The organism is Algoriphagus ornithinivorans (genome assembly GCF_900115305.1).
Taxonomy (GTDB): Bacteria; Bacteroidota; Bacteroidia; order Cytophagales; family Cyclobacteriaceae; genus Algoriphagus; species Algoriphagus ornithinivorans.
The window spans coordinates 246,552-270,793 of record NZ_FOVW01000006.1 but is presented as its reverse complement, the minus strand read 5'-3'; the positions used below and the strand labels follow the sequence as shown (position 1 = coordinate 270,793).

The 24,242-nt window shown below is 39.1% G+C and carries 15 protein-coding genes; 6 read left to right on the top strand and 9 right to left on the bottom strand.

Annotated elements, in window-relative coordinates; translation table 11 throughout:
• Positions 1–60: 60 nt before the first annotated feature.
• Positions 61–1,473 (top strand): Gfo/Idh/MocA family protein, encoded by a 1,413-nt coding sequence (locus BM073_RS11135; protein ID WP_091654141.1) that lies wholly within the window; start codon positions 61–63, stop codon positions 1,471–1,473.
• Here BM073_RS11135 and BM073_RS11130 read toward each other — a convergent pair.
• The 4 genes from BM073_RS11130 to BM073_RS11115 all read right to left on the bottom strand — a co-directional run bounded on the left by BM073_RS11130 (position 1,470) and on the right by BM073_RS11115 (position 10,591).
• On the bottom strand, positions 1,470–6,596 hold the full coding sequence (locus BM073_RS11130; protein ID WP_091654139.1) for an adenylate/guanylate cyclase domain-containing protein: 5,127 nt from the start codon (positions 6,594–6,596) through the stop codon (positions 1,470–1,472). The two genes, BM073_RS11135 and BM073_RS11130, sit on opposite strands and share 4 nt — an antisense overlap.
• Positions 6,597–6,599: 3 nt before the next feature.
• Complete coding sequence (locus BM073_RS11125; RefSeq protein ID WP_091654137.1) at positions 6,600–8,792, bottom strand: carotenoid oxygenase family protein; 2,193 nt, start codon at positions 8,790–8,792, stop codon at positions 6,600–6,602.
• 175 nt (positions 8,793–8,967) lie between these two features.
• A complete protein-coding gene (locus tag BM073_RS11120; protein ID WP_091654136.1) occupies positions 8,968–9,804 on the bottom strand; it encodes a 3-keto-disaccharide hydrolase in 837 nt (278 codons plus the stop codon).
• Between the two features lies 1 nt (position 9,805).
• The gene (locus tag BM073_RS11115) at positions 9,806–10,591 is read right to left on the bottom strand and encodes an endonuclease/exonuclease/phosphatase family protein (RefSeq protein WP_091654135.1); all 786 of its coding nucleotides are present in this window, start codon (positions 10,589–10,591) and stop codon (positions 9,806–9,808) included.
• 110 nt (positions 10,592–10,701) lie between these two features.
• Between BM073_RS11115 and BM073_RS11110 the strand changes: the two genes are divergently transcribed.
• Both BM073_RS11110 and BM073_RS11105 read left to right on the top strand, forming a co-directional pair.
• Entirely contained in the window at positions 10,702–12,336 is a 1,635-nt protein-coding gene (locus BM073_RS11110; RefSeq protein ID WP_091654133.1) for a hypothetical protein, read from the top strand.
• Positions 12,337–12,398: 62 nt separating this feature from the next.
• Positions 12,399–14,657, top strand: coding sequence for a helix-turn-helix domain-containing protein (locus tag BM073_RS11105; protein WP_091654132.1), 2,259 nt, complete (start codon positions 12,399–12,401; stop codon positions 14,655–14,657).
• A 35-nt stretch (positions 14,658–14,692) separates the two neighbouring features.
• Here the strand turns inward: BM073_RS11105 and BM073_RS11100 are convergent, their stop codons facing one another.
• Positions 14,693–16,333, bottom strand: a complete 1,641-nt coding sequence (locus BM073_RS11100; RefSeq protein ID WP_091654131.1) for a carboxylesterase/lipase family protein — start codon at positions 16,331–16,333, stop codon at positions 14,693–14,695.
• Between the two features lie 83 nt (positions 16,334–16,416).
• Between BM073_RS11100 and BM073_RS11095 the strand changes: the two genes are divergently transcribed.
• On the top strand, positions 16,417–17,130 hold the full coding sequence (locus BM073_RS11095) for an NUDIX hydrolase (RefSeq protein ID WP_091654129.1): 714 nt from the start codon (positions 16,417–16,419) through the stop codon (positions 17,128–17,130).
• A 6-nt stretch (positions 17,131–17,136) separates the two neighbouring features.
• On the opposite strand, the gene BM073_RS11090 is transcribed toward BM073_RS11095, so the two are convergent.
• Positions 17,137–18,654, bottom strand: coding sequence for a M20/M25/M40 family metallo-hydrolase (locus BM073_RS11090; RefSeq protein WP_091654128.1), 1,518 nt, complete (start codon positions 18,652–18,654; stop codon positions 17,137–17,139).
• A gap of 150 nt (positions 18,655–18,804) precedes the next feature.
• On the opposite strand from BM073_RS11090, the gene BM073_RS11085 reads away from it, so the two are divergent.
• Complete coding sequence (locus BM073_RS11085) at positions 18,805–19,509, top strand: class I SAM-dependent methyltransferase (protein WP_091654126.1); 705 nt, start codon at positions 18,805–18,807, stop codon at positions 19,507–19,509.
• A gap of 14 nt (positions 19,510–19,523) precedes the next feature.
• Here the strand turns inward: BM073_RS11085 and BM073_RS11080 are convergent, their stop codons facing one another.
• From BM073_RS11080 to BM073_RS11070, 3 genes are all read right to left on the bottom strand, one after another.
• Positions 19,524–20,300 carry an NYN domain-containing protein gene (locus tag BM073_RS11080; RefSeq protein WP_091654124.1) on the bottom strand — a complete coding sequence of 259 codons (777 nt, stop codon included), beginning with the start codon at positions 20,298–20,300 and terminating at the stop codon, positions 19,524–19,526.
• Between the two features lie 130 nt (positions 20,301–20,430).
• The gene (locus BM073_RS11075) at positions 20,431–21,318 is read right to left on the bottom strand and encodes a dienelactone hydrolase family protein (RefSeq protein ID WP_091654330.1); all 888 of its coding nucleotides are present in this window, start codon (positions 21,316–21,318) and stop codon (positions 20,431–20,433) included.
• A gap of 97 nt (positions 21,319–21,415) precedes the next feature.
• Positions 21,416–21,880, bottom strand: a complete 465-nt coding sequence (locus BM073_RS11070; RefSeq protein ID WP_091654122.1) for a YehS family protein — start codon at positions 21,878–21,880, stop codon at positions 21,416–21,418.
• A 109-nt stretch (positions 21,881–21,989) separates the two neighbouring features.
• Between BM073_RS11070 and BM073_RS11065 the strand changes: the two genes are divergently transcribed.
• Positions 21,990–24,182 (top strand): B12-binding domain-containing radical SAM protein, encoded by a 2,193-nt coding sequence (locus BM073_RS11065; protein ID WP_245756403.1) that lies wholly within the window; start codon positions 21,990–21,992, stop codon positions 24,180–24,182.
• Positions 24,183–24,242 lie beyond the last annotated feature (60 nt).

The window sequence follows — 24,242 nt, the reverse complement described above, 5'->3', positions numbered from 1 at the left end:
TAGATGAACTTTTTTGAAAATTTTAGTAAATAGTAGTTTCAAAATCAATAAAATCAAAAAATGAAGAATAATCCCAGAAGAGAGTTTTTGAAATCTACAGGTCTTTTTGGATTAGGCTTGGTTGGTGCAGGGTCAGCTCTGGCACAGGAGTCTAAAATTTTACCCTTTGAAGCTCAATATGGAAAGCAAAGAAATCAGGCTTTCAATATGTCTGGTTACGCTGCTCCCAAAATTGACACAGTGAGGGTGGGTATCGTGGGCTTAGGCATGCGTGGCCCGGGAGCTGTGGATAGGCTTAGTAAAATTCAGGGAGTTGAGATAAAAGCCCTTTGCGATCTTTTACCTGATCGTGTTGAAAAAGCGAAGGAAATGCTGAAGGGAACACCGCATCAGCCTATTTCCTACTCTGGAAATGTATATTCCTGGAAGGAGATGTGCGATCGAGAAGATTTAGATTTGATTTACATTGCTACACCATGGGAGTGGCATACACCTATGGCAGTTTATGCCATGGAAGCTGGAAAACATGCGGCAGTTGAAGTTCCAGCTGCCAGAACTTTGGATGAATGTTGGCAATTGGTAGAAACTTCTGAGAGAACAAAGAAGCATTGCATGCAATTAGAAAACTGCTGTTATGATTTTTTTGAACTGATGACTTTAAAAATGGCTCGGGAAGGATTTTTCGGAGAGGTGGTCCATGTTGAAGGTGCCTATATTCATGATTTGCTTTGGTTGAACTTTGATAAAGACAAAGGCTACCAGAATATGTGGAGACTGCGGGAAAATTACAGAGATGGAAATCTTTATCCTACCCATGGTCTAGGTCCAGTTTGCCAGATTCTTAATATCAATCGTGGAGATCAAATGGATTATTTAACTTCATTGAGTTCTAATGATTTCCAGATGAAAAAGAAAGCTGAAGAGTTAGCTCAAGAGGATCTTTTCTGGGCTGAATTTGCATCTAAAAATTACCGAGGGAATATGAACACAACCATGGTAAAGACGAAGCAAGGTAAATCAATCATGATTCAGCACGATGTAACCTCACCAAGACCTTACAGCAGATTACATGTGGTAAGCGGAACAGAGGGATATGCACAAAAGTACCCGCAACCTAGAGTTTCCAAAGGTCATGCTTGGATGAAGGAGGAAGAGATGAAAGAATTGGAGAAAAAATACACTCCTGAGATTGTTCAGAAAGTGGGTGAGTTAGCGAAAAAAGTAGGTGGCCACGGAGGTATGGACTTTATGATGGATTGGAGACTAATTGATTGTTTGAGAAATGGTTTGCCATTGGATCAAGATGTATACGACGCGGCACTTTGGAGCTGTATCAGTCCATTAAGTGAGTGGTCTGTGGCCAATAGATCCAATTCCATTGATGTTCCGGATTTTACGGGTGGAAGTTGGAAAACCAATGAGCCAGTTAAAATAACTTTAGAAGGAGGGGGAAATACCCAAGTGCGGGTTTAAGTTTCCACATGACCTTGAGTACGGGGATGGTTGACAAAATACATGTTCATCATCCCCTTATTTTTTACATCTATTTCACCTCTAAATTCACATGCATAGGTACTTTTGATCTCATTGAAAAAGTCCTCGGAGACATTGATTTTGCCAGTTTCAGAGTTACTCTCCATTCTCGAGGCGATATTGACAGTATCGCCCCAAATGTCATAGGCAAACTTTTTATGCCCAACTACACCTGCTACGACAGGGCCTAGGTGAATACCTATGCGGATCTGAAATACAGGTTTGTTATGCAATCTACTTTTTTCATTGTATTGATCAGTGAATTTTAAAATATCCCTTGCAGCTTCTAATATGCGCAGCGCATGGTCCTCGCTTGGGATAGGAATACCTCCTGCTGCCATGTAGGCATCTCCTATGGTTTTGATTTTTTCCAATCCGTATTCATCCATAATCTCATCAAAACGAGTGAAGAATACTTGGAGATTTTGAACCAATTCATCCGGACTCAACCTTTGAGCTATTCTTGTGAAGTCTTTGATATCCACAAACATGACTGAGACTTTTTCATAAAGTCTTGCAGAGGCTTTGCCTGTTTTAATCAGTTCTGTTGCTATTTCCTTTGGAAGAATATTGAGCAAAAGGGCATCACTTTTTTGTTTCTCTTCCTCTAATTCCCTTGTTCTCTCCTGAACCAACTTTTCCATATTCTCATAGAGCAAAGCATTCTCAATGATTCCCCCGATTTGGGCAGCCATTAATCTCATCAATGAGATTTGATTTTTCGAGAAAGCATTTTTTGTCAGAGAGTGAGTTAGGTAAATAATACCTGAAATCTTGGACTGATTGATAAAAGGAATACACAGAATTGATTTTAGCCTTTTGGACTTTACAATTTCATCGGAATCAAAGGGTTTGGTTGTAAATGCATCTTCAATCAAAAGAGGTTCTTTGCTCGCTTTAGCATAATTGATTATTGCCGGACTGACTGCTTCAGTTTCATCCAGATCCTCTTTAGGAAAATGGGTGTGAAGTTGGTGGTTTGCCATGGTTGACACCTCCAAAATCCACTTTCCATCTCGATTGATAAGAAAATGTCCTTCTTGTGCTCCTGTATTTTCCATGGCATAGGTAATTAGCTTTTCCAGGAGAGCTTCCAATTTAATTTCACTCACCAATGCCTCCATGGTCTTCACTAGGGTTTGAGTGTCAATCTGTCCAATTTCTGTGGAAGAGCTTGAAAATTCGTAGCGACTGGCTTTAGAGGAAGTGGAATCGTCCTCTTCATGAAGAAGGAAAATGGACTTTGACACACACCCAATTCTTTTCGCCTCTGCAGCTGCCTGATTACTCCAATATTCAGACTTAGGATTCTTTTCTTTTTTGAAAAATTGACTGATTAACTCAGCAAATAGGATGTAATATCGAGTATGCTTTAATTCCTTTAAATTTTCTGCACTAACCTCTAGCTTTTCATGATCTAGCTGCTTGGTTTCATAATATTCTAAACTTGCCTCAAAAATATTCAGGTAGGGAGTATAGCAGACCGGATTAAGTTTGGAAAGGGATCTTAAGTCATCAATGGTTTCCTGAATCATTGCCTTTAAATCTGAATCACGGAAGCTGGAACTTCCAATTTGAAACATCAGAAATACCGCATTGAGACCACTGTTTATATTGTAATAATGGATAAAAAATGAGGTGGGTTGGTCTTTGCTATGGCTTGGCAATTTGTCAAAATAATCAAATGCTTCGCCATACTTTCCAAAGAACATCAAGGTAGAACCTATGTAACCATAATAAGACATCAGAAAAATATGATTGGTCTCCTTTAAGGCGATTTTATAGTTGTCTTCAAGTTTTCTAGGCAATTCTTTCAGTGCCTCGTTGATATTTTTACTTTCTTCTAAATAAACTGCCAGACATTTTTCAATAATTTGAGTGATTGCCGCCTGATTAGCAAAGTTGTACTGAATGGCAAACTTTTCTGTTTCCATGGCTTCTTTATGCTGGGCTTCGTAATCATCACCGACATGAAACTTCAGTGCTGTTCCGAAAAATAAATTCCAGCAGGCATATTCCATATTTCCGTATTCCAACCCCTTCAAATATCCCTCATAGGTTAAAGGAACGCTGTCTACGATATTCTTTTTGATATGGGAGGTAAATGAGACATACATCATATTGATGGTTGCCGCGTACTTCATTCTTTCCGGACGGGTTAGGAGCTCCATGGAGTTTTTTACCACCTCATATCCGTCTGATGGCTTTTTAAGGGCAGTTGTCAAGATCAATCCATAGGAAGCTATTCCAATTACCGATTCAGGCCCCATTCCTTTTTTCAAAGTGAGTTGAATCATTTGGAATATTAAAAGCGGATAAGTTGAAATGTTAACAAAAAAGTAGGAAGACAAGGATGCCAATAAGAGCTTGAAAGTAGCAAGCGCCAAAGGATCTTTAGCCTCTGGAATGTCTTTGATTTTACTCAGTTTCTTCCTTGGGAGTAATAATTGGATTTTGATGGCATGGAAAATAACCTGGATTTTAGATGCTTTATCCGGAATGTGAATTCCAACTTCTTTCAGTGCAACTTGGGCAACTTCAACAGCTTTTTTGGGTAAATTCGCGAAACCCAAGCATCTTACGATCACTTCATTGACCAATACTCGCTTGACTTGGTCGTCCGCAATGTTAAATGCTAATTTTTCAAATTTTGCCTGCTTCACCGGGTCTCTTAGAAGATATGAGTACTCCAGTGCGCCTAAGTAGAGTTCAAATTTCTCCTCGTTACCCAGCTTATCATCCAATAACTCAATGCCTTTCTCGGTAAAGCTTAAAGCTCCTTCAAATGAGGCTGATTGAGCAGATTTTCTTCCCGAATCCAATAAGAGCCAGCCGATTTGTTCCTTGTTTTTGGCTTTCAATACCTCCTTGTACCCAATGGCAAAATGAAGCCCTATCTCAATAGGTTTCTGGGCAATTTCTGATTGAGAAAGTTTATTTAAATAAATCTGACCAACTTCAAAATGAAATTTACTTTCTTCAGTTTCCTCTAATAATGCATAGACAGCTTGCTGAATTCTTGCATGTGCAAAGCGAAAACGTATGTCTTTATTGGTTTCTCCATAGTATTCTGGAATATACTTATAATCATTCCCTACAGGAATCAATGAGCCTTCCTGAATTAATGGCCATAAATATTGGTGAATCTGGGTCATATGCTGCCCGGTGATCAGAGATAACTGAAAAAGAGAAAACTCCATCCCAAAAACAGAGGCAACTTTTATAACTTGAAGTGCTTCCTCTGGTAATTCCCGAATTCTTAAAAGCAATAAATCGACAATATCTTCACTAAGGTTCTGAGCATTGATTGTTCTTATATCCCAAGTCCATTTATTACTGTCGTAATCAAATTCTAATAGCTTTTTGATATATAGCGATTCTAAAAATTTATTCAATGAAAAGGGATTTCCCTTGGTTTTTGAATAGATCAGTTCCGCAAGACTGGCTACTTCCAATGACTCCAATTTTAGCGTGTCGGATATGAGCGCTCCCACATGATTCAAGCTCAATGGAGCCAAATGCAGCTCTTTGATAATTAGATAGTCCTCATCCAGATTATTGGACTTGATGGATTTGATGGCTTGGGTGAATGGATGGAACTCATTGGTTTCATTGTCCCGATATGCCACTAAAATCATCACATGGGAAAGACTATAGTTATTGAATAAACTTTTCAATAATTCTATGGAAGCATCATTGGCCCATTGGTAATCATCTAAGAATAATACCAGGGGAGTATCTTCTGATGCTAAACTTTGCAAAAAAGCATTAATCGTGAATTGTATCCTTTGTTGGTTTTCATAACCAGTCAGGTTTACCAATTGAGGTTGAGGGGGAAGAATATGCTTCAGATTGGGAGCCATTTCCAAAATGATTTGTCCCAAACCCTTCAAATCTTTATTGAGCTTTTTTGCCCAATGAGCTTGCACCTCTGTTGTTTCGACCAAAAGCCACTCAGCAAATTGCCTAAAGGCTTTAACAAAGGCTAAATAGGGGGTTTGCCTGTCCAAAACATCAAATGCTCCGGATAAGAATAGTCCGTTTTTTACCGAACTCTCTTTGTATAATTCCTGTGAAAGAACGCTTTTTCCTACTCCGCTAAAGCCACCAATTGTCATTAAGACTTTCTTTCCCTCACAAGCAAGTTTAAAATGCTTGGAAAGCTCCTTGATTTCTTTTTCTCTCCCGTATAGCTTCTGAGAAATATGAAGTTTAGAGGCAATATCAGTGAGACCCGGCTCGAATTCAGGTATTTTTCCTGAAGCCTTCCAATTTTCTAATGCGAAATTTAAATCTGCCAATAAACCAGGAATGGACTGATACCTTTCTTCTGCATTTTTTTCCAAAAGTTTGAGTACTATTTTGTCCAAAGCCTCTGGTATACCCTTATTTATTTGACTTGGCGGTACAGGATTGATTGCAAGGTGACAATGAATCATAGCCAAAAGGTCCGAGCCCACGAAAGGAGGCTGGGAGGTAAGCATTTCATAAAAAGTGGCACCCAAAGCATAGTAATCACTCCTTTGGTCCAATTTCCTATTCATTCTCCCTGTTTGCTCTGGAGATATGTACTCTATCGTACCGGAAATTGTAGATAATGGCTCGTATTGTAATTCTATATTTTCAATAGAGGACCCAAATTCATAATCAATTAACTGACAGGCAGAAAGGTCTTCAGTTACAATGATATTTTTTGGATTAAGATCATTGTGAAGTGCTCCTTTGGAATGTAAATCCTGAACTTCATGACATAGTTTGATTGCCAATTCTAGAAAGCTTTTTGTGTCAAGTGATCCTTTTTCGAGTGCTTCTTTTAAGGTACTTCCTGGGATGAATTCTCTAACCATCACCACTCGGCCATTATAAAGAATTACCTGAGAATTGACTTCATTATGACTGGATCTACCGGAAATCATCGCCTCATTATGAAGTCTGCCCAAATCGCCGGTTAGATCTTCTTTTAGCAAGATAGTGTCACCAGATTCACTTTGACCTGTAAAAAGTTTACTCCTATGGCTTTCATAGTGCAGTTTTAACTTCTGTATTTGAGGGATTTCTTTCACTTTTTATTCAAAATGTGGATAGATGTTTTTTTCGAAAAAGTCTTCCAGAAATTTAGTATCGGCTTTGATTTTTATGCCTTCGATTACTTCTTCATAATCCTCCCTAACCGGGATTTTATAGCTTTGTTCTGTGGTATCTGCCTCAGGCATCCAAGAAGTATGAAGGGTAAAACCAAATTTCACTTCTTCATTTTTCATTTTGCAAATCGGACCCTTTGAGATCGAAGTGGCATCAAAAACCCAAAATTCACTGCTATAAGTCCAGCCCCCTTCGGGAATTTCAGTTCCTACCTGAACCGGGCAAAATAAATAGCCATCTAATTCTTCTGGAATACTTGGGTCAGGAGTTTTGCGGGGAATAAAATGAACCCCTCTTATATAAGTTTTTTTGGCACATTGATAATAATCTTCAGTCTCCATGGTTTCGAGATTTACCCGAGTAATACTGAATGGCAATTCTCTCTTAGTTGCCTCTTTGATGTCATCCAGAGAAAGATCCCGATGCGGATAATCCTTGTAAAGATTATAAACAAATTTGGTGAGCAAGTTTGAGTCAGTACCATCGCTGACATACCAAAATTGTTTAATGGTCGGTACTACCTTGTCTGCAGAAAGAATATCTCTATAGGTATAAAGCACGATAGTCCAGGTATTTGGGCCTATCACATCTTCTTTCCACTTTCCAGGTTCTTCTAATACCTTGCTTTTTTCCTCTAATACCTCCAGTGAATTGCTATCAATTCTCCACTTTCCCAGTCTACTGATATCCATACTGCCTACTGCGAAAAGTGAGTAGTAATTAGGATCTACAGGCTTGTTGTCCAAAGCTCTTTTGTCGAAAGTTCTAACCCATTCAGCGATACAAGTTGCAGCATTATGAACTCCGTAAAGAGTGATAACTCCATCTGGATTTGCATAATCGCAGCTGTAATGGATAGTTTCCAAAGGAATCGGCTCTTTCAGTCTATAGGCAGTCAGTTTTTCTTTGGAAGGATCCATATCTTTCCTTTTGACAAGGTAGACAGTGGTAAAGGCTTCCATCTTTACAGTGCTTAAACGTCTGATCAACCTTTCTATCACCTTACTTTCCGGGAATGGATTATCAAAAAGTAGGTCCATCGCAAACTTAAAAGAGCAATCTGTTAGAATGATAAAGTCCTCGGTGATTCCCAATTGATGCATGCATTCATAAATGGCCAGTTTATCCCCCGTCTGGTCTTCAAGCTCCCAGCGCTTCATAGGACCATTGCCATCCCATGCAAGTAAAAACATGAATACATCTCCTTTTGGCTCATCATTGTCATGAGGTTTTCCATCGACGTGATGATTTAGGTTTGTGAAAAAACCTTTCACTTCTTCATTCACATGATCATGGTCGGGATGATCAACTAGTTTATGCGCCAGAGCTTCTAACTTATCCTTAAAAGACTCTTTATTATGCCTCAAATGATGAATAGTTTGCTCCATGTGAGTAAAGGAACCTTTATCTCTGGAGTAATTGACGGTGTAAACCTCCTTGGTTAGCGGATCAAATACGGGGTGCGCTGAGGTTTGGGCAATTCCAAAAGGCCAAGGAACCATGGGGGGCTCCGCGGTCATCCATTCAGTGCTTTTGCCCATTGGGGTAATAATTTCCAGACTTTTGGGATCCAGTAAATAGGGCCTTCCAACATCATAGGTGGCCATCAAACTTCCCTGTTTCTGCCCATTGAATTTAACAGGCTGAGTAGCTGTGTTCAGTTCGTTTCTAGAACCGAAAACCATACTCATTCTAGTGATTCCCATATTATGGAAACCCATCAATCCATGATGTTTAGTCCCTTGTTTTGTTGCTTCATCTGCATAAAAACAAGGTGTTTTCATCAATTTGGTCTTAACCTCTGGGCTTGATTGGTTCAGATTGACCTGAATAACCATACCGTCTCCATTCATTATAGGTGAACCAAATTCGGGATTATTCTTTCCTTCTTCTGTTTTTTCCGGGAAAGGAAGGCCTTCGGAGTTAACTGTTCCTACAGGAAGTGAAACATGAAAAACCCCAAAAATATCCTCTGGAAGTTTCCCTTCAATTATCTTTAATTCACCAGTGATTTCCTTCCTTGAAGCTTTCAATAAGGGTTCACCTTGAATCGCCTTTATTTCAGAATTTTTCTTAAAAAAATTCAAAATAGCATTCCATATCTTTTTCAAAATCATTAAATAATCAGGCTAGGTAAAAGTAAATTAATCATTATAATCTACTTTTTTTTAGCTTCTTAGCGAAAGATTAAATAAAAATAGTTTGATTTTCTTTGCAGAAAATCTAGTTCATAAAAGAATAAATTCTCAAAAAATTACAATAACTATCAATTCTGAATTGATTTGAGTGATTTTAGCGTAAGGCCTTAGTTATCAACTCCTTCATTTTAGTGCGATCATTTTGATAAACAGCCAGGTCAATTAGCTCAATTTTTCGAAAATCAATGGGATGACTTTCGCTTTGAAGAGCGATATAGCCAGCTTTTAGAGGGGTTCCATCGATTTTAATCAAACTATCTACGGGACTTACGTTCCCTCCTCCAATCTGAGGTTTGTAATAGGAAATAACGGTGTCTTTTTCGACCAAATGATGAATTTCTTCATCCCCCAAAACGATCAAAAATGCTTGAACCCATTGATCTCCATGATATGTTTTGGAAGTGGAATTGATACAGTGAGGTGTGAATAAAGTATCTGCCATAACCACATGGGTTCCCGGAGTACATAGATTACAAGTGCTTCTTTCATCACTGCCATTCCCACCCAAAAATTGCGCTTCGATGGATATTGGAAAATCCTGATCTGTTAAAATAGTACTCGGATCTTGGGAATGTAGCATGGCTCCACTGTTTCTGTAAGCCCAATTTTCACCTTCCGGAGCTTGATCTCCAACAAACTTATATTCTACCTTAAGTAGGTAATATGAGAAAGGTTTTTTGAAAAAAATATGCCCATATCTTCTTTGAAAGGCATCATATGCGTCATATCGAACTTGAAGCAGTCCATCATTTACCCGAAAGGTCTCTCCGAAATTATCATCCAATTCGTACCCCCTGATTTTTACATGCCAATCCTCTAAATTCTCTCCATTGAAAAGGGAAGTCCAGATTATAGCTTCTTCATTTTTTTCACTGCTCTGGCAAGAGAACAAAATGATTGAAAAAGCAATCAGTAGGTATTTGATTCTCATTTTATTTAAATCTAAAGGTGGCGATTACTGGATAGTGATCTGAATAGGGCTTGTTTAAAACCTCATATGAGATCAGTTCCAGTTTTTCAGGATTATACCAAATGTAATCTATTCTCCCTGTATAGGACTCGGAAGCATAAGTTGCTTGAGTGTTTTTTGCCATTTGACCTGCATCATGCCAATTTTCTGGAATGCTGCGATATTCTTCTGAATCAGGCTTAAAATTTAAATCCCCCATCCATAAGATTGCATCCTGTCGACCTTGAACAAAGTTCAAAATAGAAGCTACCTGTGCCAATCGATTTTCAGGATATTCATGACAAAGGTGAGTTCCCCCGACTAGCCAGGTATTCTGATCAATGTTTAATCTTGCCCATGCTACAGATCTGGGTTCGCCACCCTTGGGAGTTGGAAGTAATTGGGTTTCGAAATCTGCACCTCTTTTTGCTAAAATACCTTCACCATATCCTCCATCTGAATAATCCATCGCCTTTGCAAAATAGCCTTGCATGCCCGTTTGCTTAGCCAGTTCTTTGACCAAATTGATTTTTTGCCCATAGATAGGATTTAGTCTATTCGTCATGCTATCTATTTCCTGAAGTGCTACTACATCAGGATTTAATTCATGAATCAGCTTGACCAAACTATCTAAATTAGGCTTTCCCATTTGGTAAGGATTTTCTCCGTGATAGATATTATAGGTCATTACTTTTATTTCCTGTGGATATCCATGAAGTTTCATAAAACTGTAAAAAAGAATAAATAGAAGAATATGAGGTAGTTTCATTGATTGACTAATAGTGCTTTGAATCGCGGATGAAATCAAGATAAGTCTTTAATATAAGCTAAGTAGTACATAATCGAATAACTCCTTATATTTCTCTTAATTTTTAGTAAATGAAAAAAGCTGTACTCTTCTTCATCATTTTCATTATTGGTATTGGTTTGGCCTTTTTGGGCCTTGATTTTTGGTTGGCCAAGAAAATCGATAAACTTATTAATGAGAATCCGGAAAGGCAATATGACTTGCTTTTTGAAAATATCGATGTCAATATTCTGAGAGGCAGAGTAGAGTTAAGGCATATTTTGTTGGATCCTTTAGAAGAGGGGTTGCCAGTAGAAATCACTGGTTCTGTAGAACAAATTATATTCTCCTCACTCAGTATTTGGGATTTGATCTTCAATAATGCAGTGGACATAGGAGAGATCAAGCTGATCAATCCCTCTTTTAGGCTGATTAAAATTGACTCACTTTCCAATTTACAAGATAATTCAAAAGCCTTTCAGGATCTTTTTGGGGATTTGATATCCAGAGGAATTGTAAGGGATTTCGTCTTAGAGGGAGGCAAAGCAGAATTATTGATTCAGGAAGACAGCCTGAGATCTTTTGGGTTTTTTACAGATTTATTTATTCATGCTAAAGGTTTGAAAACAGATAAAAGGATTGTGACTCATGTGGTTCCATTTGAGTTGAATCAGATTCAAACAGGGCTGAAGAATTTATTTTTACAAATGAACTCCAAGCAGTCAATAAAGATTGGAGCCATTGATTTTGATTTTTTGAATGAAAGCTTATCCTTTCAAAATGTTGCAATGCGTTATGATCAGGAGATAGAAAAAATTTCTTTTGAAAAAACATATCAAAAAGACTTGATAGAATTTGAACTGAAGGAGTTGAATTTTGTGGGTTTAGATGCAGAGAGTGATTTGTATGGGAACTGGTCTATCATTGCAGATAAAATGATTTTGGACTCCTTGATTTTCACAGATGTTAGGAATAAGAATAAACCTAGAGAGAAAGAGATCAAAAAGCCGATGTTTGCAGGGATGCTTTCGGGAATTCCCATTCCTCTTCAAATTGACACTCTTCAAATTCGAAACAGCCACCTGACCTATATTGAAATCCCCGAAGGCCATATAAAAGGACCAAAGATTTCATTCGAAAAATTCCATGCAGACATATATGGGGTAATTAGCATAGATTCACTTCGAAGGTCCAAGGAAATGACTATGGAGGTAAAGACAGAATTTTTGGGGCAAACTCCCATACAGGCAAATTTCACGGTTCCATACAATCAGGAGCTTTTCAAGATGAACCTCAACTTAGGAGCCATGGACTTAACTATTTTAAATCCCATCATTGAGCCAATGGCAGCATTGAGGGTGGAATCAGGAAAACTCCGCAAATTGAGCTTACAGATGGATTCTTGGGAAGTAGCATCCAACAACCAGATGGTCTTTGATTATGAAGGTCTCAAGCTAGAAGTGCTGAAAGACGGCACTTCCAAACAAAAAAACTCTTTGCTCAGTGTCATAGGAAACATTGCGATTAGGTCTGAGAACCTACCCGAAAAAAAGAATTATCGAATCGCTAATTATCAAACCAAAAGGAATGTATACCGCAGCCCTTTCAATTTTATTTGGGAAAGCACCAAAGGTGGTCTACAGGAAATTACCCCCGGTGGGCTCACCAAATTGCTGACAGGGAGGAAAGATTCTGACCGGAAGCCAGAAAAAAATCAGAAAAAATAAAGCTTTTTGCTTTCCGTCACATTTTGTCAGAGAGGAATACTAGGACTTTTATAAATTTAGGCATGAATCAAGAGTCCAATGAAAAGCTGGAACTGGCAGCGAAGTTTGTTAACAGTACAGCAGCCCCCATTTTTTTAACAGGAAAGGCAGGAACGGGAAAGACAACTTTCCTCAGAGAACTTGCCGGAAAAACCCATAAAAATTATGTAGTCGTAGCACCCACAGGGATTGCGGCCTTGCATGCTAAAGGGGTGACCATACATTCCCAGTTTTTACTTCCTCTAGGAAGTTTCTTACCAGTCAAAGAACCTGAAGGGAATTACACGGATCAATATGGATTCTATACTCAACATACCTTGGGGAGAAGACACCCATTGAATAAGATCAGAAAATCTGTTTTGAGGTCTATTGATCTACTGGTAATCGATGAAGTCAGTATGCTACGAGCAGACATTCTGGATGCTATCGATTATCGGATGAAAAGTGTCAAGGGAAATTTTAATCAGCCCTTTGGAGGAGTCCAGGTCTTGTTGATAGGGGATTTATATCAATTACCTCCCATAGTAAAGGATCATGAGATGGCAATTTTGGGAAGATTTTATTCCAGCATGCATTTTTTTGAGGCCAAAGCTCTTAATCAATCTGGCTTGGTTTATCTGGAACTGGATAAGATTTTTCGCCAGAGAGATGAGGTTTTTATCAACTTATTGAATCATCTCAGAGATAATCAGCTAGACGCAGAAGATGTCAGATTATTGAATAAGTATTTTCGAACTCAGGAGGAAATAAAAGAAGAAAAGGATTGTATTACCATCACTACCCATAATTACAAGGCAGATCAGATTAATCAGAATGAGCTCAATTCACTTTCTGGGCCTTCTTATTTTTACCGAGCTGATATAGAAGATGATTTCCCGGAATCCTTGTTTCCTTTGCCAGAAAAACTCGAATTGCGAGAAGGAGCTCAAATTATGTTTGTCAAAAATGACAGCTCAGGCTTTTCCTCCTATTTCAATGGAAAGTTGGCAACCGTTACAGAGCTGAGTCATAATTCCATTACTGTGATTATGGCCGATGAAACCGAGGAATATACACTGAGAAAGGAGGTTTGGGAGAACAAGAAATATCTTGTGAATCCTCAAACTAAAGAGCTGGAAGAGGAGGTTGTTGGGACATTCTCCCAATTTCCAATCAAACTGGCTTGGGCAGTAACAGTGCATAAAAGTCAAGGCCTTACGTTCGACAAGGCAATCATTGATGTTGGAAACGCCTTTGCTCCAGGTCAGGTATATGTGGCTCTTAGCCGCTTGAGAAGCTTGGATGGATTGATCCTCAGAAGCAGAATTCAAAGCGGCTTGATTTATTCGGATCAACAGGTGGTTAATTTCTCCCAAGGAGCCAAAACCCATCAAAAACTGGATGAAGCCTTGGAAGTTCATCAGCGAAATTACCTCCAGCAACTTTTGGAAAACACCTTTCAGCTAAGGCCTATTTATAAGGAGATCAATGATCATCTATCCGGTCAGGAAGGAAAGATGGAGTTCGCATTAGAGCAAATGCAACAATGTCTGCCTTCTATTCGGCAATTGATTCAATTGGAATTGGAAAATACCGAGAAGTTCTCTAGACAGCTCGTCTATTTGTTGTTTGAAAAAGACCAAGAGAAATTAAGGGAAAGGTTAGAAAAAGGAGTTGCTTATTACAAAGGTCTCTTTTTGGATATTCTAGAAAAGCTTGCACTTCAGCTGGTGTTGGTTTCGAATTTTTCTAAAACAATGGCATATCAGGAAGAAGTGGAAGCTATAGAGGAGATGTTTATTCGAAAATATCTGGAAATCAATAAGATAAATAGGATAGTTCAGGCTGTTTTAGAAAATGATATTCCTGGCAGGATGGATGATATCGAAGATAAGTTCAAAGGCTTGAGAAGACAGTTTTATGAGAAAGCAAAGGACTTGGCCTCTGATAAATTGAAAGACATCAAGTCAAAAACCGGAAAGGTAAAAAAGGGAACTGCACAGCCGAAAAGACAAAAAGGAGATTCTCAGGAACTTACTTTTCAGCTTTTTGAATCAGGAAAGGGAATAGCAGCAATCGCATTGGAGAGAGGGTTAGCAGAGTCTACTATTAAGAGTCACTTGGCTGATGGGATTGTTTTAGGAAGAATTGAATTGGAAGATTGCCTGCCCGGTGAAACTATCATAGAGATCCTTGCCAGCATGGAAAAATTCAAAAGCATGAAAGAGTTAAGGGAGCATTTCTCAGGGAAATACGATTACGGAACCTTAAAGATGGTCATTGCAGGAAACAAGACTGTATAAAAAAAGGGAAGCCATTTGACTTCCCATTTTCAATCTTAATCCTTCTTGCTGTAATATCGATCATGAAATTGATAGCGTGCTTCTACATTCGATCTCTCTTCTTTAGAAGTCACGTCAATAATAAGATAAGGTGGATTAGGAATATTGCCTCCCATTGAAGACCATTGAGCTAAGCCTTCGCCATTCGGATTTCCAGTTTTGATAAAGTTCGCGAAATAGCTTTGCATTTGATTGGATACTTTATAATCCTCGGCAGTCCAAGCATATTCTTTGACCAGGGGAAGATTACCCATTGCATATTCTATTTCGCAAGCATGTGGTGCTCCAAGAGCCTTTGGGGCTTCCTGGCCATTTCTTTCTATAGTTCCTCCCGCCAATCCAGGCATTAAGTTTTGATCTTTTAGAGGAGGTCTTAGCTTGCTGTATAAATATCGATAAACTGGCTGATTTGAATTTTTAGCATGTAAATCCAGCCATTTCCATGTACTGTAAGAAATAAACCTATCTGCAGCAAGGTTGGTTGCTGCCCATTCGACTTCTGCAGGAGTATTATGGGGATGAAGTTTCAATACCTCTTCCCATTCTTGAGGATAGGTTTCCTTCACCTTTTCAATAAAAGCTTCTTCGGTAAAAGGCTTGCCCTGCATAAAGGCCATTCCTGGAATTTCAGCAGAATTCCATCCTGCCAATAAAGGAACTTGCGCCTGTTCACCAGCTTCGAAAATTTCAGGTAATGTTTTTGGAAGGAAGTAACCATCGATTGTTACAGGAAATCCAAATCTTTTGGATTCCAAAAACATCTCATACAATTCGCGGGTGGAAAGGGATCTGAGCTCTTTCAGTGAGCTTACTCCCGCCTTATCGGCAAATTCTTTTCCATTAGCTTCTGCTTGCGTTAATGGCATTGGAGCCAGAGTAGGATGAATTCCTGCGCCACTTTCACCAATTGCACCTGCAATCAGGTTTTTAGATAGGGGAGAGGCCATCTGATAGCTTACTGAGATTGAACCAGCCGATTCTCCTGCAATTGTCACTTTTTTGGGATCTCCACCGAATGAAGCAATATTATTTTGAACCCATCGTAAGGCCATATTTTGATCCATTAATCCATAATTGCCAGAACCTTTGTAGGATGTCTCTGCACTCAATTCAGGGTGAGCAAAGAACCCAAATATTCCCAACCTGTAGTTGACTGTCACAACGACAATTCCTTTTTGAGCCATGCTCTCTCCATCATATCTTGGCTCAGATCCGTCTCCGGCAGAAAATCCTCCTCCGTAGAAATACACCAAAACAGGAAGATTTTTACTATCCCTTTTCGCTGGGGTCCAAACATTTAGATACAAACAATCTTCGCTGATTCCATCAGAGCGAAAATTCATATCTCCAAAAATCGGCGCTTGAACAGCTCTTGGACCAAATTTTTTAGTTTCCCTAATTCCAGCCCACGCTTTGGCAGGCTGAGGAGCTTTCCATCTGAGGTCTCCGATAGGGGCTTGCGCAAATGGAATACCTAAGTACTTTTGTATTCCTGTCTTGGTATCATACATTCCTTCAATCACTCCTGTTTCAATTTTCGTTTGAACATCAAATGAATTGGAGGTTTGTGCTTTGGCACTGAATGAATGGACTTGGATGGATACCATAATCAAAAAGAAGGCTAATTGAGTTTTCATAGCATTGATTATTGTTTCATTATGAAACAATAGTACTTGCTATTTGGCTTATTTCCTATTTATTTGAATAAATTTTGTAAAGCATGGCTAGTCCGCACCTAAATCAGTATCTGCCCCATATTGCCTACGACTCTGTGGTATTTGGTTTTTCAGGGGAGAAACTTAAAATTCTCATCATGGAATATCACAACACAGGCTGGTTTGCTTTGCCCGGTGGTTTTGTGAAAATAGATGAACCTTTGGATGAAGCGGTTAAGCGAGGACTGAAGGAGAGAACAGGACTTGATGAAATTTATTTGGAGCAGTTTCACACTTTTGGCTCTTTGGAGCGGGTACAACCAGAAGTGATGAAAAAGATTCTAGAGGCTCAGAATGGAGATATTCCAGATAATCATTGGTTGTTGGATCGCTTTATTTCAGTCTCTTATTATGCTTTGATAGACTACGAAAAAGTAGAGCCTAAGCCTGATGCCTTATCAGATTCTATTGGATGGTATGGAATAGATGAAATTCCAGATTTAATTTTTGACCATAGCTTTATTGTTCAAAAAGCCTTAGAACATCTAAGGGCACATCTTGATCAAAAGTTGTTATCAGTAAACCTACTTCCTACACGCTTTACCATGAAAGAGCTTCAGAATGTTTATGAGGCTATTTTGGGAGAAAAATTGAATAGAGCTAATTTTCAACGAAAAATGCTAAGCTTAGATATTTTGGAAAGGCACGAAAAGCTCTTCTCAGGAGGCTCTCACAAAGCTCCATATCTATACAGCATTAAAGGAAAGAGCAATTCCTAACCAACCTTATTGCAAAGGCTGGGTAAGAACGCTAAGAATTGTTGTGATTCCTTCTCTATAATTACCCAGCCTGATATTTTCATTTGGGCTGTGCTGGTTATTATCTGCATTTACCGTGGGGATGGTCACAGCCGGTATTCCCAATGCATCTACGAAAGGTGAAATTGGAATACTGCCACCAGAAATTCTGATTTGAATTGGCTCCTCCCCGAAAGCTCTCACCATGGCTTTTCTTAACCACGCTCCAGCCTCTGAATTCATAGGGGTTCTAAATGCTTGGTATGAAATGGTATAATTCATTCTCAGCAATTTGGGATACATCATCCTTTCCTCATCTGTAGGTTCATCGCTGATGATATGAAATCCCTGTTTTTTGATGTGATCTTGAATTAAGGCAAAAAGCCTTTCGGGATCGGATTCTGGAACCAAACGCATATCTAATTCAGCCATCGCTGTGGCAGGTACTATAGTTCTGGCTTCAGGGCCTACCCAAGCAGATTGCATCCCTCTGATATTTAAAGATGGATATTGGATGCTTTCTTGATAACTTTGGCCTACTTGGTCAGTTCTTCCTAGTCCCAGACGTTTCTTGATAGCTGCCTCATCATCAGGGACAGCCTCAAGTATGGCCTTTTCCTCAGAACTTAGATTAATTCCATCGTAAAATCCAGGAATTGTAACTCTTCCATTTTCATCTTTCATACTTGCCAATAGCTGCGCAAGAAGAAATCCAGGGTTGGGTGCATAATTTCCATAATGTCCTGAATGCTGTGGTACTTTTGGACCATAAGTGGTAAGAGTCATTTCAGAGATTCCTCTTGCTCCATAGCTTAATGTTGGCAGGTTCGAGGTATGTCTCGGGCCATCCATAATCAGCATCAAATCTGCACTCAGTTTATCTTTGTATTGCTTAACTGCATCGGGTAGTCTCGGAGAGCCTTGTTCTTCCTCGAAATCCAAAATAACCTTCACATTGTAATTGGGTGAGATTCCTTTTTTTGATAGAGCGTCCCAACCTGTCAAAAACATGGCAAACGGACCTTTATCATCTGAAGTGGATCTTGCAAATATTCTCCAATCAGGATCGTATTCATCTAATAGTTTCGCCATAGGGATGATTTCCCATGCCCCTTTGTCATTTTGAACCTTAAGTTCAGGAACGTAAGGGTCTTTTTGATGCCATTTACTTCTATCCACAGCCTGCCCATCAATGTGAAAATAAAAAAGCACAGTTTGAGTTGCCCCGGGCTGGTTCTTTTGAGCCAATAAAAGCGGAATTCCTCCTGTATCTAATCTTTCTGAGTTCCAAGCTCTTTCACCAAACTGTCTTTCGCACCATAGAATATTGACTTCTATTTGCTCAGGATAAACCGCATCGTTAGGCATAGCCACTATTTCATTTAATAGCTTGACGCCTGATTGCCAATTATCAGATGTCATCTGCTCTAGCTCACTTTGAGATGGAACTTGGGCAATGATTTTTGAGCTCAAGAATAATAACAGGATGAATATTGTATTTTTCATAGATAGAAGCTTTGCTGGAAATTAGATAAAACTATGGCTAGGAACAAGTGGAAAAATTGCCAATGGTTATTAAAAATACTGTAAAACAGTTCTCCAGAATCAAACATGCTAAGCTTTTCCTTGTTCTTTTTAAAATTACAAAAGCTTAAAATGAGATTTATATCAGCTCTCTGTTTTCTAATCATGGTTTTTTCTCCTGCTTTTAGCCAGGAAAGTTCATCCTATACATACCAATCACCAAGTAGGGATGGTTCGGGTAAAATTTACATGGGCCGTGAAATTTCTCTGATTATGGGTTTTCAGGGAAAAGCCTGGCTAGAAAGAAACAGTAGAGAGCAGGAAGAAAGTGTTTCTTTAGCTATCAAAAATCTTCCGGTAACAGAGGAAAGTGTGGTTGCGGATATTGGAGCGGGTTCGGGCTATTATACTTTTCGTATCGCTCCAAAAGTACCAAAGGGTAAAGTTTACGCGGTTGAAATTCAAGATCCAGCCATAGACTATCTCAAGTCAAAAAGTAAAGAACTAGGCTACAGTAATGTGGAGGCAATAAAGGGAAGTGCCACCTCACCTAATCTTCCGGCCAATTCAGTGGATTTAGTGATTATGGTAGATGTTTATCATGAATTAGAGTACCCTAAAGAGATGCTGCAATCAATTCGAAAATCCTTAAAGCCCGATGGGAAAGTACTACTGATTGAGTATAGGGGAGAAGATGCTTGGATTCCAATCAAACCTTTACATAAAATGACGGTAGCTCAAGCAAGGAAAGAATTGGAGGCTAATGGGTTTAAATTCATTGAAAACGGGAAATTCATGAAAATCCAACACTTCCTGATATTTGGGAAAGAGGATTAGTGATTTTTGAAATTCTAATTTTTCAACTTGACTAAAGGGTAATTCAACCCATTTACTTCATTTCTAACTACTATATATTTATCCAGGCTTTTGAATAGTTCGGTCAAGTTTCTAAATCCATAAGACCTTGGGTCAAAGCTTGGGTCTATTTTTCTAAGGGAAGCACCGATTTTCGCAATGTGAATTTCTTCTTCTTCATCTGATGAAATTTCAAAAGCCCGATCAATTAGATGCATATCCAATTTGGATGAGAATTTCTTCTTTCTTGAATCTTCCTGATTCGAATTAGGTTTTTTGGTTTGTTCTGATGATTTTGAATCTCTGTTGCTTGTGTCCTTTTCATCTTCCACTTCATCGCCCAGATTTTCTGCAAAAGTGAAAATCTCACAAGACTGTACGAAAGCCTGTGGAGTAAGTCTACGACCTATTCCCATGACAAACATGCCTTCTTCCCGAATTCTTTTAGCAAGTCCTGTATAGTCTGAATCGGATGATACAATACAGAAGCCATCTACCGAATTGCTATGCAAAATATCCATCGCATCGATGATCAAAGAACTATCTGTAGAGTTCTTTCCTGTGGTGTATGCGAACTTTTGAATAGGACTAAAGGAATGTAGGTTGATGACCTCTTTCCATGAATTCATTTGGGGAGTAGTCCAATCCCCATAAATTCTCCGAATGGTTGCTTTCCCGTATTTGGACACTTCCTCCAAAATTTCTTTAATCAATTTGGCTGAGGCATTATCTCCATCGACGAGTACGGCAAGATTTGATTTGGTATCTCTCATTAAAAATGTGTTAGAGTTTTATTTAAACAAGTAATTCTAAGTTATATAAGACTGTTTTTACTCAGGTAGTTCCATACCTAGTAATGAAAAAGGGCGAATCTCGCCCTTTCTCTGATCTGGTTTATGGAGTTTATTTGAGTTTTTCCTTGAAAAAGGCGACGGTTCTGTCCCAAGCCAACTGAGCAGCTGCCTCATCATATCTTGGAGTGGTATTATTATGAAATCCATGGTTGACATCCGGATACATATGCATGGTATATTCCACATTATTGGCTTTTAGGGCTTTTTCATACTCTTCCCATCCAGCATTGACACGCTCGTCCAGTTCGGCATATTGAACTAGTAATGGTGCCTTGATCTGAGCTGCTTCTTCAGCCGATGGCTGTCCTCCATAAAAAGGAACTGCCGCACCGAGATCAGGAATTTTCACGGCCATCATATTAGAAATCCAACCACCAAAACAGAATCCAACTACCCCAACATTTCCATCACAATCCGGATGGTTTTTCAGGTAATGATAGGCTGCGATAAAATCCTCCAGCATACTATCCCGATCTCTTTTTCGCTGCATTTCTCTGCCTTCATCGTCATTGCCTGGATATCCGCCTAGAGGCCATAAAGCATCGGGTGCTATCGAAATAAAACCAGCCACAGCGCATCTCCTCCCAACATCCTCAATGTAAGGGTTTAAGCCTCGATTTTCGTGAACGACTACAATTCCTGGAAATTTTCCTGAACCTGATGGCTTGGAAAGCAATCCCCTAATTTCTCCTCCGCCTTTTGGTGAATTGTAAAGCACATAATCAGAACTCTGCAGGCGTTCATCATCTGGCTGAACTGTTGCAGTGGTAATGTAATCAGGCATCATGGTGCTCATCAAAGTAGCCAACGTAATCCCACCTACTGCATAAGCAGAAAGCTTTTCCATGAAAGTCCTTCTATCCAGTTTATTGTGTGCGTAATAGTCGTAAAGGTCAAAAACTTCCTGAGGTATATCCTCTTTCTTTAATTTATCCATGATTCCAATTTTGGGTGTAGCATTAAGTTGCGAAAAAAGGAAATAGAATCCATGAAAAAGTTGAATCACTCATCAAAGCGAGGGATAAGTGGCAAAATCAATCAGTACTTCTAAATTTCAATTGTAGCCCCATGAGGAAATTTCTCAGAATCTGATCCTTGCAAACTCGGTATTGATGTTGGTCTGGTTTTCTGAAAAAGGCACTCAATTCATTTTTGCTGATCCGAAATTTCCTTAACTCAAAGACATCCAGCATATCCTGATCTTTCATGCTTAAGGCTATCTTTAGTTTCCTTAATATCATGTTATTATTCAGGGATTTCTCGGCTGCGGGAGTTTCACCATCCTTTTGACCTCTTTTCAAAACAATAAACCCATTTAGAAAATGAGCCAACTCTTTGTCATATATCTGTTTGTATTCAGGATCATCTTCTTTTTTAAGCCAGTTGCTGACTTCCTCTCTGGTACTTTCCAGTCCTCCTTTTTTGAAAAGATCAATCATTTCAAAATCATTGAAATCGAAAGTGAATCGAAGGGTTCTCAGAATATCATTATTACTCATAAATCGCTGCTTGTTTCAAATCACTAAGATACTTACAAAAATTAGATGAGGTCTTTTAAAGTGAATTTGCTTTCCAATTGGTCTTTTCCCAAAAAATCAACGGATCTTTGTGACAGCAACCATCAAAAAAAGAGTGACTCAAGTTCTATTTATAACTCCTCCTTTTACCCAGCTGAATACTCCCTATCCTGCTACGGCTTACCTCAAAGGATATTTAAAAACCTTGGGATATGAATCCAAGCAGATGGATTTAGGTATTGAACTGATCTGGAAAATTTTTTCAGTGGAGGGCTTAGGACAGATTTTTCATCAAATTGAAGAAAGCCAGATTGAACTGTCTGAAAATTCTGCCAGAATCCTGAGGCTTAAGAAGAAGTATTTGCAAACCATAGGTTCTGTTATTGCATTTCTTCAGGATAAAAATCCGACTTTGGCATACACCGTCGTAGAGGGTGATTTTCTTCCTGAGGCTTCCCGGTTTGAGCAAATGGATGATATGGAGTGGGCTTTTGGCACTTTAGGGATTCGGGATAAAGCAAGATATCTTTCCACCTTATACTTGGAAGATATAGGAGATCTGATCACTGAGGCGATAGACCCAAATTTTGGATTTAGTCGATATGCAGAAAGATTAGGCTTGAGTGCGAGAGAATTTGACGAGATGGACGAGGCAATCAGGCAACCCAGTGGACTTTTGGATGAGTGGATGTGTCAAATTTTAGACGCCAAAATCAAAGATGTCAATCCAAAATCAATTGCCTTTTCTGTTCCTTTTCCGGGGAATTTATATGGAGCTTTAAAATGCGGTCAGTTTATAAAAAAGGCTTATCCTGATATCAAAGTATGGATGGGAGGGGGATACCCCAATACAGAGCTAAGATCTTTGAAAGACCCAAGGGTATTTGATTATATTGACTTTATCACTTTGGATGATGGAGAAGCTCCTGTCAAGTTGTTATTGGAATATCTGGATGGCAAAATACCAGTTGATGAATTAAAAAGGACATTTATTCGGCAGAGTGGTGCAGTGAGATTTATTAATAATTCTGCTGTAAAAGATATTCCCCAGCGAGAAACCGGAACTCCAGATTACAGTGACTTGCACCTGAGAGAATATCTCTCAGTGATCGAAGTGGCTAATCCCATGCATAGGCTTTGGTCGGATGGAAGGTGGAATAAGTTGACTTTGGCGCATGGTTGCTATTGGGGTAAATGCACATTTTGTGATATTTCTTTGGATTATATCCAACGCTACGAACCCATCAATGCCTCCATTCTTTGTGATAGGATAGAGGAAATCATTGCTCAGACTGGTCAGAATGGATTCCATTTTGTAGATGAAGCTGCACCTCCAGCTTTGATGAGGGATCTCGCTATTGAAATTTTGCGAAGAGGCCTATCGGTAGTTTGGTGGACCAATATCCGCTTTGAAAGCAGTTTTACCGCTGATCTTTGCAAGCTCTTGCGAGCGTCAGGATGCATAGCAGTATCAGGCGGATTGGAAGTTGCTTCGGATAGGTTACTAGAGCTTATAAAAAAAGGCGTAACAGTTGGGCAAGTGGCAAGAGTTTGCAATCACTTTACCCAGTCAGGAATTATGGTTCATGCTTATTTGATGTATGGTTTTCCGACTCAAACAGCCCAGGAAACCATTGATTCTCTTGAAATGGTTCGACAGCTGTTTGAAAGTGGGGTATTGCAGTCAGGTTTTTGGCACCGATTTGCCATGACTGCTCACAGTCCTGTTGGCTTGGCGCCAGATTTATTTAAAGTGCAAAATGCTGTTTCAGGACTTGGTCGTTTTGCTAATAATGAGTTGCAGCATGAGGACCCAACGGGAGCAGATCATGATCTTTTTGGAGAGGGATTGAGGAAATCACTCTTCAATTACATGCATGGAATAGGTTTTGACGTTCCGCTTCATCAGTGGTTTGATCATCAAGTGCCTTCAAGCAGTATTCCCAAAAGATATATAGAAAAAGAGCTTCAGGAAGAGGAGTTTCTTTTGAAAGATCAGCAAAGAATAATTTGGATAGGTGAGCAGCCTGAATTAGTGCCTTCAGAAGAGGAAGGTTTTGCTGAACTCATTTTTTCAGGTAAAAAAGAGGATTTTGCCTTGGAGTTACCTGAGGAGTTTGCGGAATGGGTTTACTCTTTTTTGGAAAATGTCGGTTATCAAAATCAGCTTCAAAGGCTGAAATCTATCAAGGAGGATTATGAAGAAAAATTGGGAGATTTTTCCGAATTGGCCGAATCTGAAGTTTGGCAAATATTAAGGGATAATGGACTTTTGATCTTTTGATATCTAAAATAGGTTGAGAGTTACGTAGAATTTAATTTGGTTTTCTGCCGAGAAAAATTG